Below are 14,402 nucleotides of genomic sequence, written 5' to 3' on the forward strand. Positions count from 1 at the left end.
TTTACTTTTGAGATTATATGTTATTTGAACTGATTCGGTTGGAATTCCTGAAGAGTTTCCGATCTACTTCATTTGCCAAAAGCGTGATGGTTGCCATATTTCTTGGCTTCCTAGCGATTATGCTTTTAGGATATCTCTTGATGGCAGGCATTTTTTTAAGTAGAATTTTAGATGAATTGGCTGAAGGGCAGGATCCAATCCAGGTTTTGAATTCCGGCTTGATTTTCTTCTTCCTTGTAGAATTCATGTATAGATATTTTCTGCAGAAACTCCCTGTAATAGAGCTGGAAAGCCTGCTGCATCTTCCTATTTCCAAAAAGAAAATTATGCACACGCTACTTGGGAGATCCTTTTTCTCTCCTTTGAGCATTATTGCATTGATACTGTTTGCTCCCTTTGCGTTCACTGAGATATCCATTCAATATGGAGTGTCTGGAGCTATTTCTTGGTTGGGGACTATCTTGTTTATCAGCTGGACTCTTCATTGGTTTATGCTCTGGTTCAAGCAGAGATTTGAAGATAGTTTGATAGGAGTTGTTATCGTTTTTGTTGTATTGCTCTTGGGTGGAGGATCTACCTATATGGGTTGGTTTAATTTGGGAGAGATAGTAGCCCCATTATTCACCTTGGCCCTAAGTAGTTTTTTGCCAATGTCAATCATGATGATATTATGTTTTATAGGGTATTATATGGCATTTAACTATTACTTGAATAATGCCTATTTGGAAGATTTGGCCAAGGAAGAGGAGGTTCGATTTGTGAATCAGTCTGTGGGGTTCTTTTCCAGATTTGGAATGGCAGGTGAGCTTGCCGACCTAGAATGGAAGCTTATAATCCGCCATAAAAAGAGCCGCACGTTCTTGATGCTTAGTGCATTTTTCTTGCTTTACGGCACCATTTTCTACGATAATCCTCAATATCAAGAGGGGCCAATGCAGTACATCTTTATTTTCGTTGGGGTATTTATCACTGGGATATTTATGATTCAGTACGGTCAACTTTTCTTGAGCTGGAACTCTGGTTATTTTGATTTCTTTCTAAGTAGAAAAGATGGAGTGAAAAATTTGGTGAGAGGAAAATATCTCCTGCTATTATCCATATCCTTACTGTGTTTTTTACTGTCAATTCCCTATGTTTATTATGGATGGTCATTCCTGTTGATTCATTTAGCTACTTTCCTTTTTAATGCGGGGATTATGATCCATTTGATTATTTATCTGGCTCTTTGGAAACCAAAACCTATGGATCTGAACAAGGGTGCAATGTTCAATTACGAGGGAGTCGGCGCGGCTCAGTTTCTTATGATCATACCCATGATGGTCGCACCATATTTGATTTATTTACCATTTGCTATACTATTTAATTTCTATGCTGGATTGGCAGCGCTGAGCACCGTGGGAATCATAGGAATTATTTTCTTCAATAAGCTTTCAACTATTAATATTAATCGGGTTCTAGAAAGCCGATACGAAATTTCATCTTCATTCCGTCAAGAGTTATGATCCAAGTTACTAATCTTAAAAAGCAATATAAAGAAGCATTGGTCCTGGATGTGGAGAGACTGGATATACCAAAATCAGAATGTTTCGGTTTGGTAGGGAATAATGGGGCTGGGAAGACGACCTTGTTTCGGATTATGCTCGACCTTGTCCGTGCTTCTCAAGGGAAAGTGGAAATCGATTCCAGAGACGTAAGTAAAACTGAGGAGTGGAAAAGAACCACAGGTGCCTACTTGGATGAACACATGCTTTTATCTTACCTGACTGCTGATGAGTATTTTCAGACGCTTCGCAAAATCTATGGACTGTCTGAGGCTGATTTGCAGCTACATCTTAGCAAGTTCACCGAATTCTTTAACGATGAAATTGTCGGGAAGAAGAAATACATCCGTGATCTTTCAAAAGGAAACTTGAAGAAAGTAGGAATTGCAGCTGCGCTAATGGGTAATCCAGAAGTCGTTTTTTTGGATGAGCCTTTTGAAAACCTGGATCCCAGCTCTCAGATCAGATTGAAAAAATTGATCCTACAGGAGAAAGAAACCTCCCAGGTTACCTTTTTGATTTCCAGCCATGACCTTACCCATGTGACAGAGATTTGTGATCGAATCGTGCTGCTTGAGAAAGGAAGAATTATCAATGATCTAAGGGATAAATCCGCCATGCTAGCTGAGCTGGATGCTTACTTCACTGGCTGATAATAATAATCAATATTAAGGATACTGAGATCTACAATTTTAATTTAAGAAAGAGTTTGTTCAAACTCTTTCTGAACAAAAAAGTCCCTCCAAACGCTTAGAGGGACTTTCGAATATGCTATCCATACCATTAAATGGATAGCTTCAACCTTTAATCAACCAATTTATTTCCAACCACCACCAAGGGCTTGGTAAATATTGACCTTGGCATTCATTTGTTTCAATTTTGTTTCGATCAGGTCAAATTTTGATTCAAGCGCATCTCGCTGCGTTAATAGAACTTCCATGTAGTCTGCTCTTGCAGAATTGAATAGTTCATTAGAAATATCAACTGACTGAGTAAGTGCTTGTACTTCCTGGGACTTCAGATCATAGGTTTGCTCCAGGTTTTTAATGTTTGAAAGCTGGTTAGCTACCTCTATGTATGCATTCAAGATTGATCGCTCATAATCGTATATAGCCTGAATCTGTTTTGCATTGGCTGTCAAATACCTGGCTTTAATCGCATTTCTATTGATCAAAGGAGCCACTAGTTCACCTGTGAGAGAATAGATCAGTGACTCAGGGGATGTGAAGATGTAGCTAGGGTTAAAGGCATTGAAACCAAGTCCTGCAGTAATCTCCAGAGTAGGATAGAAATCAGCTTTTGCTACGCTAATGTCTATTTTTGAAGCAGCTAGCTCAAGCTCAGCCTGTCTGATGTCAGGTCTGTTTGCCAGCAATTGAGATGGAATACCGGCTTGGATCGTCTCAGGCAACAGATCTCCAAATGAATTTGAGTCTCTATCTACCTTCTGAGGGAATCTACCTACAAGGAAATTGATTCTATTCTCAACTTCCACAATACTTTGCTGTATTCCATATTGCAGGCTTTTGGTATTTAGTACTTGAGCCTGGAATCTTCTTACAGCCAACTCAGTTACCCGCGCTGCATCTTTCTGATATTTTACTATCTCAAATGCATTGTTTTGAATCTCAATATTCTGCTGTACGATAGCCAATTGATTATCCAGTGCTAGCAATTCGTAGTAAGAGTTTGCAATCTCGGAAATCAGGTTGGTCACCATGAAGTTTTTACCTTCTACAGTTGCCAGATATCTGGTCAATGCTGACTTTTTTGCATTTCTCAGCTTGTGCCAAATATCTATCTCCCAATTAGCATAGGCTCCTAGCATGTAATCCTGCAGAGGATCAGGCATTTCCTTTCCGGGTTTGATGTCAGTATTGGCATCATTAGCACCTTGGCTAGTATATCTACCCACTTTATCCACACCAGCTCCTGCACCAATATTTACAGAAGGTAAAATTTCGCCTTTGCGGACTCTAACTTCATTTTGTGCGATCTGAATTTCCTGCAAGGTGATATTCAATTCCTGATTGTTTTTTAAAGCTGTGTCAATCAGTGCTTTCAGGTAAGGGTCGGTAAAATAATCCTGCCATACCACTTCAGCTGCAGTATTTGTTGTGTCCTGAGAGCTATTGGCGTAGCTCTCAGGCACTGTATCATTGACGTCTTTTTGGATTAGCTCGGGAGTTTTGCAACCAGTCACAGCTAGAGTGATAGTGGCTGCCCCTAGGCATATATATATGATTCTCTTAAGCATGTGAATGTTGTTTTTGTTCGGATAATGGAGTTTCATCTTCGTCTTTGATCAAGTGACGGCCATCAGCCAAACTACCGAATATGTAGTATAAGCCTGGGACAATGATCACCCCGAAGATGGTTCCGAATAGCATACCTCCAAGTGCTGAAGCACCGATAGTATGATTACCAATCGCGCCTGCACCAGATGCAATAATCAAAGGAATCAAACCAGCGATAAAGGCAAATGAGGTCATCAGGATTGGACGGAAACGGACTTTAGCCCCTTCTATCGCTGCTTCCAAAATGGAAAGTCCATCTTGACGTTTCTGCACCGCAAATTCCACAATCAACACCGCGTTTTTACCCAAAAGCCCGACGAGCATAATCAAACCGATTTGGGCGTAGATATCATTATCTAGTCCCATCAATTTCAATAAAAAGAAGGAACCAAATACACCCGCCGGAAGCGAGAATACTACCGCAAGAGGGATGATAAAGCTCTCGTATTGAGCTGCCAGCACGAAGTAAACGAACACCAACACGATTAGGAATACATAAAGAGCTTCATTTCCTCTGTTGGATTCATCATAGGATAAACCTTCCCATGCGATGTCATAACCTTTAGGCAATGTCTGGGCAGACACTTCTCTAATCGCCTGAATTGCATCTGCTGTAGTATAACCAGGTCCTGGAAGTCCTCTGATGGATGCTGAATTGTACATGTTGAATCGGGTAACCTCATTAGGTCCCTGAGTTTTCTTCATGGTCATGAAGGCTGAATAAGGAACCATTTCACCAGCTTCATTCTTCACAAATAGGTTTAGGACATCAGATGGAAGTCTTCTAAAGGAAGGATCTGACTGCACGTACACTTTAAAGAATCTACCAAATCGAATAAAACCCTGTTCATAAGTACTACCAATAAGTATGTTCAGGTTTTCCATGGCATCTCCGATAGAAACGCCTTTCTGCATTGCTTTGTCGTTATCTATCTCCAATTCATACTGAGGATAATTTGCCGCAAAGAATGTGAACAAGCCAGTTACTTCTTTACGCTTGCTCAGGTCATCCATGAACTGTTTGTTGATTCGGTCAAAATCCTGGTAGTCAGTAGTGGTAGTCTTGTCTAATAGTCGCAATGAGAAACCTCCTGAAGAACCAAAACCAGGAATAGCTGGTGGTTCAAAGAATTCCACAACGGCACCTAGACCTTTTGATTCCTCTTCCAGTTCTTCCATGATTTCTTTCACGGTATGCTTACGATCTCCCCAAGGCTTTAAGTTGATCAAACAAGTACCCGCGTTTGAACCACGGCCTTCTGTCATGATTTCATATCCTGCAAGGGAAGAGACTGATTCTACTCCGTCTATCTCCTCACATATTTTTTGAAGTTTCTGAGAAACCTGATTTGTACGCTCTAGGGTAGAGCCTGGAGGGGTTTGAATAATCGCGTAGATTGTTCCTTGATCCTCACTTGGGATAAAGCCTGCAGGTAGGATCTGATTTTCGAATACGATCCCAGCTCCAAAGAGTAAAAGAATTCCGAAAGTGAGCCATCTTCGGCTTACCATAGACCTGAGCAATCCTACATACTTGCCAGTAAGCTTATCAAAACCGCTGTTAAAGCCGTCCAATGCCTTCGTAAGAATATTCTGCTTTTTCTCTTTTCCATGATGATTTTTCAATAACATGGCACAAAGCACTGGAGTCAGCGTCAAGGCAATGATTGCAGAAATCACAATAGAACTTGCCATTGTAATGGAAAACTGCCGGTAGAAAGTACCCACTGGCCCGCTCATGAAGGAGATTGGCAAGAATACAGAAACCATTACAGCTGTGATGGCTATGATCGCTCCAGAGATCTCACCCAATACTCTTTTTACAGCCTGATACGGAGTCAGGTGAGGCATTTCCTCCATTTTGGCGTGGACTGCTTCCACCACTACAATCGCATCATCGACCACAATACCAATAGCAAGTACCAAGGCAAATAGCGTGATGATGTTGATCGAGAGGCCAAACATCTGAAGGACGAAGAAGGCTCCAATGAGTGATACTGGTACTGCGATGATAGGAATCAAGGTCGATCTCCAGTCTCCCAGGAAGATAAATACTACCAAAGCTACCAAGACGAATGCATCCCTTAATGTATGGATCACTTGCTCAGTGGATGCGTCCAAGAAACGGGATACGTCATAACTGATACTGTAATCCATTCCTGGAGGGAAGGAAGCTTTCATTACTTCAAGCTCAGCTTTTACTTCTTCGATTACATCACTTGCATTACTACCATAGTTTTGCTTCAATACAATTGCAGCCGATGGGTGACCATCCAAATTGGAATAAATATCAAAGAACTCACTACCCAATTCAGTTCTGGCTATATCCTTTAAGTGAATACTTTCACCTTCCGAATTTGCCCTGATAATGATATTGTCATACTCCTCTGGCTTGCTGAAACGCCCTTTGTATGTCAGTACATATTCCAGAGACTGTGCTTCAATACCGGAACTTTGCCCGATTCTACCAGGACGACCAACGATACTTTGCTCTTGCATAGCTTCCATTACCTCATCTACTGAGATATTGTATGCGCGCATACGGTCAGGATTTAACCAGACACGCATAGCGTAGGTACGGCTACCTAATATTTGAGATCTTGCAACCCCTTTGATCCTGTTGATTTCAGGAATCATATTCACGTTAGCGTAATTATATAGGAATTTCTCATCCATATTTTCGCTAGTTGAATACAGGTTGACATACATCAACATACTTGGTTGGATAGGCGTGATTACCACACCTTCTCTTTGTACAAGCTCAGGAAGGAGAGGCATTACCTGATCCACCCTGGTTTTGACCCTGATTACCGCTTGGTTAGGATCTGTGCCTGGCTCGAAGATGATGTTAATTGTAGCTTCACCCGCACTGGTAGCATCCGTTGCCATGTATCTCATGTCCTGTACACCGTTGATAGCGTTTTCCAACGTAATCAAGGTGGACTTCACAAGTACGTCCGCACTTGATCCTGGATAGGCTATGAAAATACTTACCGTAGTAGGAGCAATCGGAGGAAATTGAGATATAGGCAGTTGATTAATTGAAAGGGAGCCTATAAATACGATAATGATCGATATTACAATCGCGAGGACTGGTCTTTTTATGAATGTGCTAAACATTATTGCTTCTGGTTTTTATGAGAGAATTGACTACTCTGCATATAAGTCTAACTGAGACAATGCTGTATGCGGCTGCACGAAATCGTAGTGTATTTCGTCATTTTCTCTTACCAGTCGCAGACCTTCAAGAAGAATTTTATCTGTCTTTTCCAGGCCTCCTGAAATCACATAAATATGTGGTATTTCCGCTGCGATAGTTACTTCACGGGAGCGGATTTTATTCTCTTCATCTACCACATACACGTACTTTTTGTCAAGTACTTCAAATGTTGCTTTCTGTGGGATAAGTAATGCGTCCTTTAGTGGGATTCTCATCTCGATATTTCCGGTTTCGCCATGTCTAAGCAGACCATCAGGGTTTGGGAAAGTAGCTCTGAAAGCAATATTACCAGTCTCGTTATTGAAGTCAGCTTCAATAGTTTCCACGATTCCTTGATGTTCGAAGTACTTATTATTGGCCATTAAAAGATGCACAATAACATCTTCATCCTTTTTAACTTCTGCTTTATACTCCAGATATTCAGCTTCAGGGACATTATAATACACCCACATTTTACTGTTGTCTGAGAATTCAGATAGCAATTCACCTTCATCCAAAAGACTACCTTCCCTAACTCTAAATCGGCCAACAATGCCGTCAAAAGGAGCTCTGATCTCTGTGAATTGTAAGTGAACTTCTGCCAAAGCCAATTCTGCTTTAGCTTTTCCTAGTTTAGCTTTTGCCATCGCCAACTCATTTGGAGCAACGATATTTCTATCAGCCAGCGTTTTCGTGTTTTGGTATTCAATCTCAGCAAACTCAACTTCAGCTGCTGCACTCTGTTGCTCAGCTTCATACAGTTTAGGCATGATTTTATATAAAAGCTGTCCCTTTTTTACTAATTGACCTTCATCTACATAAATCTTCTGAAGGTAACCTCTCTCCTGAGCTCGTAGCTCAATGTGTTGTATTGAATGTATTTGGGAGACATAATCTTTGGTGATTAATGTGTCCATAGTCAAAGGGCTAGTGACCAAAAACGTAGTTTCTGCCTCTTTATGCTCTTCTCCGTGTGAGTTACAACTAGCAATCCACAATGTGCCGCACAGGCTCAAGAGCATGAAAATTCGATTTTTCATAGGTTGATTTTTTTAAAACGATACTATTTCCAGGTGATTTTGGGTGTGTGTATAGCAAATACACGGAGCCCTAACAGCTTGTCGCTAATGGTTTTAGGGCAAATAAATAATTGGGGTAGGGTTGGCAACAAAAAATATTGCCATGCTTAAAAGAGTATTAAATCCTAAATACTTGAATTACGACGTGCAAACGAAGTGCTCTGGTATCAGGAATAAACTTACTGAAATACAAGTCTTCAGATAAGTCTAGGAATAGATATCGAAAAATCCGGGTAAAGTGTAGTGCATTAAAGTACTGATAGTCTAAAAAGTTGTCGTTACTTCCAAAGTCCTTGTCTTCCTCTTCAACCTTTGAGTTGTTTACGGCAAATATATTATTTCCGTGTTCTTTGGACGCTGAATAGGAAAGGGGATGTTGGCGAGAATTGTTTACTCCAAGGGAGTTTTCAAAAGAGGCACCGTAGCTGTCGATAGCAGCATCACTACCAATGCTGGCATAGATTGCACTATACCCACTTGATATGAGAATACTTAGCGAAAGAAGGAATCGAACTAAATACTTTGCCATTTGGGCACAAACTTATATAACACTTTCATGATAGTCAAGCGCTTTTGGTTAATTATTGTCAACGATATACCTTATTTTTTGAAAAAAATTTATTAGAAGGTGTTTCACATTGTAAAGTGCAAGTAATGAATGGGTTTGGATTGTTCACCAAACAATAGGGAATAATGAAGCAATAGTTATACAGAACATATTTGTTTGTTACCAAAGAATAAGATGTGTTTTAATTGATTGATAAAGAGCTATTTTTATTAGGAGCTATTGTTTTAAAAGGACTAAGTTAAAATTCCCTCTTTAAATTGAAGCAGATTACTTTTTCCACGTTTTGTAATCATTCATTAGTGGGAAATTAGTTTTAATATGAGCCCGAAGATTACATTTTTCCAGCTGGGCAAAAGTCTTAATTCTAGACACTAAAAGTGAATTTACTCATAGAACACCTAAACTCTTTCCGTTTTTTCTCAGTTTTGCATCCAAATTAGCGAATTGGTACGTAAAGTTTTGTGTCCCACAGAATTTTACTGATCAATCAAAAAGAGATTAGAAAAACATGAATAGAATAGCACACATCGAGCAAGAAATCTCAGGACTGAGAAAGCAATTGCAGAATCACCCATTATATGCAAATCTCCAAAATCTGAACGACATACGGGTTTTTATGGAAAATCATGCTTTTGCAGTATGGGACTTTATGTCGCTTCTGAAAGCACTTCAGATCAATCTGACCACCGTAAGTATACCCTGGACACCAAGCCCAAATCCTACCTTGGCGAGATTTATAAATGAAATCGTCCATGGTGAAGAGAGCGATATCAATGAATTGGGGGAGCCGAAGAGCCATTATGAAATGTACTTGGATGCTATGAGTCAGATCGGTGCTGAGAATAGTCAAGTGTTGAAATTTGTAAAACTAATTGAAGCAGGAAATTCAATTGAGAAAGCGTTTGAGCAAGTGGAAGTGGACGAAAGTGTCGCTGAATTCGTGAAATTTTCCTTTGAGGTTATCGCAACAGATAAGGCACATTTAATTGCTTCTGCTTTTACTTTTGGAAGAGAAGACGTAATTCCGGATATGTTTATCTCAATTCTAAAGCAGGCAGATTCAGAAAATTTGCAGTACAATAAACTTCGCTATTACCTAGAGCGGCATATTGAGCTTGATGGGGACGAGCATGGACCCCTCTCCCTGAAAATGATTTCAGAATTGTGCGGAGATGATGAACAGAAATGGCAAGAAACAATGGATGTTGCGAAGCGGGCACTTCAGCAAAGGATTTCATTGTGGGATGGGATTGGAAATCAGATCTTAAAAGTAGATCAAGTGAAAGGCTAAACTAATTAACCGCCTTGTTACCTATGGAAGCAAGAAAAGATGATTATTTAATTTCCACAGATAGGGAGAAATTGAACCGAGAGCTAATCCATCGCTTTTTAAGCACTGAGTCAGGCTGGGCAAATGGGATTAAGCTAGAAACTGTCAATAAATCTATTGACAATAGCCTAAACTTTGGTTTGTATTTAAAGAATGAACAGATCGGTTATGCAAAAGTGATTTCAGATTTTTCTACAATTGCGTATTTAGGAGATGTATTCATTCTCAACGACTACAGGGGATCTGGTCTTAGCAAGTGGATGATGGAATTCATCACCGCGCATGAAGATTTGCAAGGATTGAGGCGCTGGATTTTATTGACCAATACTGCTCCTTGGCTTTATGAAAAGTTTGGATTCACTCGCCCAAATAATCCTGATTTCTATATGGAACGATACAATCCAAAGGTTTATGAATTATAAAATTGATCGGATTGATCCTTCTGAGTATGTTGATGTCGTGACCCTTTGGGAAATTTCCGTTAGGGAAACTCATGATTTTTTGAAAGAAGAGGATATTTCCTTTTTCAAACCTCTGATTCTGAACAACTATTTGAATGCTGTAGAATTAAGATGTATTAGAGGTGAATCGGGAGAGATTTATGGTTTTTCAGGCGTGTCAGAAGGAAATCTGGAAATGCTTTTTGTACATCCTCATCAAATGGGAAATGGAATTGGGAAAGAATTATTAAGTTATGCCATAGAACACCAGCAAGTAACTAAAGTGGATGTGAATGAGCAAAACCCCAATGCAATTGAATTTTATGCAAGAAATGGCTTTACAGTTGTTGGGCAATCTGAACTGGATGGCACTGGAAAGCCTTATCCTATAGTGCATGTGCGCTATGAGAAATAGTCTTAATTCTTTTCCGCCAAGAATTTTGCTGTAGATTAAGTTAAGCTTATACAATTACTATGAAGACAATAAAAGCAGTGATTTTTGATTTAGATGGTACGATAGCCAACACTCTGCCTCTTTGTATTTCCGCATTTCGCCAATCCATCGAGCCTTTGATTGACCGTGAGGTTTCAGATGAAGAGATTATCGAAACGTTTGGGCCTTCTGAGGAAGGTACAATTATGGCTTTGGCACCAGATCACTATGAGCAGGGAGTAGCTGATTATCTAAGACACTATGAGATGTCCCATTCCATGTGTTCAGCACCATTTGAGGGAATAGCTGACATATTGGATTTTTTGAAGGAAAATGGAGTGCATACCTCTATGGTCACTGGTAAAGGCCGCTATAGTGCGGAGATCTCGTTGAAACAATTTAATCTTAGTGAAGCATTCGAATATGTAGAGACTGGTTCGCCGGAAGGTCCAAGAAAACCTGTAGGTATACAGCGGGTTTTGGATAAGCTAGAAAATGTAACGAAAGATGAGGTAATATATGTAGGAGATGTGCCAAGCGATATTTTGGCAAGCCGGCAAGTCGGTGTATTTTCTGTGGCGGCTGCATGGGCAGAGACTGCAGAGCCTGAAAAATTACTAGAGCTCAATCCAGATGTGATTTTCTACACTCTCCAAGAGTTTTTTGCTTGGTTAAAAAATAAAATATGATTATCCGCAATGATGCCAGTCGGCTAATATTCTTCGCTTATTTGGTCGGAAGACCGAAGTGGCCGCAATTATAAATTTTAACATATCCTAGATCACTTTCGCCTCCTTACTTGTAGAAAAGCGGATATATCAAAAATAAAATATTAGACCTTTCGAAAAGATATCATATAAATTTTCAACACGTTGGCTGATTTATAACTATTCGTTCGCTAATAGCACTTGCAATATTTTCTGAAATAAAATTTGGGATATTCATTTTGATTGGTTTTAAGAAAGTACAGTCAAACTGAATGGTGGATTAATATGCTCTTTGCACTTTCACTGAGCTTTTTTAAGGATAAGTTTTATACACGGAAAGTATCTGGTATAGGAAAGTTTGCTGACAGGGAATGAGATTTTGCCACTTCCTCGTGACAGTTGCTCAATTAATTTTTTATACCTTAATGGGAACGATAAACTATAACTAACTAAAAAAAAATGAATATTAAATTAGATCAAGCCGAATTAGCCATAGCAGCAGCAAAAGACAAAGCTTATGATTTGGATACCAAAATGAACATTGCTATCGTAGATGCAGGAGCAAATTTGGTGGCTTTTGCCCGCATGGACGGTGCGTGGTTAGGTTCGCTGGACATCTCTATTAAGAAAGCGAAGACCGCTCGTTTTTTTGATATGGAAACTGGGACTGTGGGGAGTCTTTCGCAGCCTGGAGGTCCACTTTATAATATTGAGCATTCCAATGGAGGCCTTATTACTTTTCCGGGAGGAATCCCTATCAAAAATGAAAGTGGCGAGATTATAGGTGCAATCGGAGTAAGTGGTAGCACTGTGGAAAATGATCATACAGTAGCAGAAGCTGGTGCTTCCGCTGTATAATACTTGTTTCGAAAGTTCAATTAATTACAAAGCCAAGACTAGCAGAAATGCTTTTCTTGGCTTCTTTTTCACAGGATCATAAAAGGTATTCGATATGAATCTTAAGTCAAATCCTGACGTGAAGGTTGTGTTTACAAGATATCCGGAATCTGTTCGTGAGAAAATGTTAAATCTTCGGAGGTTGGTCCTGGAAGTGGCGGAGGATCTTGGTTTGTCTGATTTGGAGGAGACACTCAAGTGGGGCGAGCCTAGTTTTCTTGCCAAAAAGGGAAGTACTTTACGGATGGATTGGAAACCAAAAGATCCTGGAAAATACGCAATGTATTTTAAGTGTACAAGTAAATTGGTTCCTACTTTCCGGTTGGTTTTTGATGATTTTTTTAATTTTGAAGGAGATCGGGCAATCGTTTTTAAATTGGATCAAGCTATACCTGAGTTTGAGCTGAAGCAGTGTATCAAAGCAGCTTTGAGATATCATGAAGTTAAACGATTGCCGGAATTAGGGATTTTAAAAAAAAACTGAATACACTGATATGAATCCAAAAGTTGACTTCTTTTTTGATAAAGCCAGCAAATGGCAGAAAGAGTACCTGCAATTAAGAGCTATAGTTCTGGAGTGTGGACTTAATGAAGAATTGAAATGGGGAGTTCCATGCTATACCTATCAGGGTTCCAATGTTGTGCTAATTCATGGGTTTAAAGAATACTGCGCATTACTATTTCATAAAGGCGCATTGCTTAATGATATCAACGGGATCCTTATTCAGCAAACGGAGAATGTACAGTCAGCACGTCAGATTCGGTTTCCTGACCTTCACGAGATCGTAGAGTTGAGACCAGTATTGAAAACGTATATTTATGAGGCTATAGAAGTGGAAAAAGCCGGACTTAAAGTAGAATTGAAAAAGACAAAGGAATATGCAGTACCGGAGGAGTTTCAAGTAAAACTGGATGAGAATGAAATGTTGAAACAGGCATTTGAAAAATTGACACCAGGAAGACAAAGAGGCTATCTCTTGTACTTTGATTCAGCGAAGCAAGCTAAAACCAGAGAAGCGAGAGTGGAGAAAGTCATCCCGCAAATTCTGGAGGGAAAGGGTTTGAATGATTAATTAAACTATTCCTGTTCGAGTATTTTGCAGAAATATTTCATTTTTTTATTATCAATGAATTCGTTGGTTCAGGAATCACACCTTCCTTTAGCTTGGGAGAAGAGGTCGTTGCTGAATTGGACATTTAAAGTAATACATCAGCAAATCTGACCATATAACTTTTAATTCTTTTTTCAAGTCGGATAAATAGGTAGTTTACTGCGCCCAAAATTACCAGACATGGAACATGAAATACTTGTCCAGATCAGCAATAAAATCAAAAGTAAGAGAAAGGAGAGAAGCCTGACTCTTCAGGACGTGGCAGAGCGGGCAGGAGTAACAAAGGGATTGATCTCTCAGATAGAAAACAGCCGAACTGTCCCATCTTTGCTGGTTTTAATACAGATAATAAAGGCCCTCGAGATAGATTTAGATGACTTTTTCAAAGAACTTAGTTTACATTCCACAGAAGCTCCTGTACTTGTACAAAGGAAGTCGGACTATGAGCGATTTGAAAAAGAACCTGCCAGCGGATATGAGTATTTTCGGATTTTTACTAAAAAAGTAAAACAGAGTACCGTTGAAATTGTATTGTTAGAAATTCAGCGTGGATCAACCTGTGATTTCGCCCAGACGGAAGCATTCGAATTCAATTATCTTATTTCCGGTTCTGCACGATATATCTTTAGAGATCAGGTTATAAATCTGCAATTCGGAGACTCCATTTTGTTTGATGGGAGGTTGGAGCACAATTCTATGAATGAAGGAAATGATCCAGTACAGATGCTTGTGGTATATTTCTTTGAGGATAAAAACTGATATGCTTAAGATAATCTTATCGATAGGAATACTTTTGTTC

At 39.5% G+C, this 14,402-nt stretch carries 14 protein-coding genes; 10 read left to right on the forward strand and 4 right to left on the reverse strand.

Going from position 1 to position 14,402, the window contains the following annotated elements; translation table 11 throughout:
* Window positions 1–17: 17 nt before the first annotated feature.
* Together AACZ73_RS09085 and AACZ73_RS09090 are read left to right on the forward strand one after the other, a co-directional pair.
* Window positions 18–1,502 carry a DUF5687 family protein gene (locus AACZ73_RS09085; protein ID WP_339877239.1) on the forward strand — a complete coding sequence of 495 codons (1,485 nt, stop codon included), beginning with the start codon at window positions 18–20 and terminating at the stop codon, window positions 1,500–1,502.
* On the forward strand, window positions 1,499–2,194 hold the full coding sequence (locus AACZ73_RS09090) for an ABC transporter ATP-binding protein (protein ID WP_339877240.1): 696 nt from the start codon (window positions 1,499–1,501) through the stop codon (window positions 2,192–2,194). The genes AACZ73_RS09085 and AACZ73_RS09090 overlap by 4 nt, the downstream gene beginning before the upstream one ends.
* Before the next feature lie 164 nt (window positions 2,195–2,358).
* On the opposite strand, the gene AACZ73_RS09095 is transcribed toward AACZ73_RS09090, so the two are convergent.
* From AACZ73_RS09095 to AACZ73_RS09110, 4 genes are all read right to left on the reverse strand, one after another.
* Window positions 2,359–3,798: a TolC family protein gene (locus AACZ73_RS09095; RefSeq protein ID WP_339877241.1), complete on the reverse strand. Its 1,440-nt coding sequence runs from the start codon at window positions 3,796–3,798 to the stop codon at window positions 2,359–2,361.
* Window positions 3,791–6,958 carry an efflux RND transporter permease subunit gene (locus AACZ73_RS09100; RefSeq protein WP_339877242.1) on the reverse strand — a complete coding sequence of 1,056 codons (3,168 nt, stop codon included), beginning with the start codon at window positions 6,956–6,958 and terminating at the stop codon, window positions 3,791–3,793. Before AACZ73_RS09100 ends, AACZ73_RS09095 begins: the two co-directional genes overlap by 8 nt.
* Before the next feature lie 30 nt (window positions 6,959–6,988).
* Window positions 6,989–8,077 (reverse strand): efflux RND transporter periplasmic adaptor subunit, encoded by a 1,089-nt coding sequence (locus AACZ73_RS09105; protein WP_339877243.1) that lies wholly within the window; start codon window positions 8,075–8,077, stop codon window positions 6,989–6,991.
* Window positions 8,078–8,234: 157 nt separating this feature from the next.
* The gene (locus AACZ73_RS09110) at window positions 8,235–8,645 is read right to left on the reverse strand and encodes a hypothetical protein (protein WP_339877244.1); all 411 of its coding nucleotides are present in this window, start codon (window positions 8,643–8,645) and stop codon (window positions 8,235–8,237) included.
* A 547-nt stretch (window positions 8,646–9,192) separates the two neighbouring features.
* Here AACZ73_RS09110 and AACZ73_RS09115 point away from each other — a divergent pair.
* The 8 genes from AACZ73_RS09115 to AACZ73_RS09150 all read left to right on the forward strand — a co-directional run bounded on the left by AACZ73_RS09115 (window position 9,193) and on the right by AACZ73_RS09150 (window position 14,362).
* Complete coding sequence (locus AACZ73_RS09115) at window positions 9,193–9,975, forward strand: DUF3050 domain-containing protein (RefSeq protein WP_339877245.1); 783 nt, start codon at window positions 9,193–9,195, stop codon at window positions 9,973–9,975.
* A gap of 23 nt (window positions 9,976–9,998) precedes the next feature.
* Window positions 9,999–10,436 carry a GNAT family N-acetyltransferase gene (locus tag AACZ73_RS09120; RefSeq protein ID WP_339877246.1) on the forward strand — a complete coding sequence of 146 codons (438 nt, stop codon included), beginning with the start codon at window positions 9,999–10,001 and terminating at the stop codon, window positions 10,434–10,436.
* Entirely contained in the window at window positions 10,426–10,869 is a 444-nt protein-coding gene (locus AACZ73_RS09125) for a GNAT family N-acetyltransferase (RefSeq protein WP_339877247.1), read from the forward strand. Before AACZ73_RS09120 ends, AACZ73_RS09125 begins: the two co-directional genes overlap by 11 nt.
* Window positions 10,870–10,928: 59 nt before the next feature.
* Entirely contained in the window at window positions 10,929–11,576 is a 648-nt protein-coding gene (locus tag AACZ73_RS09130) for an HAD hydrolase-like protein (RefSeq protein WP_339877248.1), read from the forward strand.
* Between the two features lie 477 nt (window positions 11,577–12,053).
* Window positions 12,054–12,452 (forward strand): heme-binding protein, encoded by a 399-nt coding sequence (locus AACZ73_RS09135; RefSeq protein WP_339877249.1) that lies wholly within the window; start codon window positions 12,054–12,056, stop codon window positions 12,450–12,452.
* 94 nt (window positions 12,453–12,546) lie between these two features.
* Window positions 12,547–12,975 (forward strand): DUF1801 domain-containing protein, encoded by a 429-nt coding sequence (locus tag AACZ73_RS09140; protein WP_339877250.1) that lies wholly within the window; start codon window positions 12,547–12,549, stop codon window positions 12,973–12,975.
* A 10-nt stretch (window positions 12,976–12,985) separates the two neighbouring features.
* Window positions 12,986–13,564 (forward strand): YdeI family protein, encoded by a 579-nt coding sequence (locus AACZ73_RS09145; RefSeq protein ID WP_339877251.1) that lies wholly within the window; start codon window positions 12,986–12,988, stop codon window positions 13,562–13,564.
* Window positions 13,565–13,783: 219 nt separating this feature from the next.
* The gene (locus tag AACZ73_RS09150; protein WP_339877252.1) at window positions 13,784–14,362 is read left to right on the forward strand and encodes a helix-turn-helix domain-containing protein; all 579 of its coding nucleotides are present in this window, start codon (window positions 13,784–13,786) and stop codon (window positions 14,360–14,362) included.
* Window positions 14,363–14,402 lie beyond the last annotated feature (40 nt).

It is taken from the genome of uncultured Algoriphagus sp. (assembly GCF_963974835.1).
GTDB lineage: Bacteria > Bacteroidota > Bacteroidia > Cytophagales > Cyclobacteriaceae > Algoriphagus.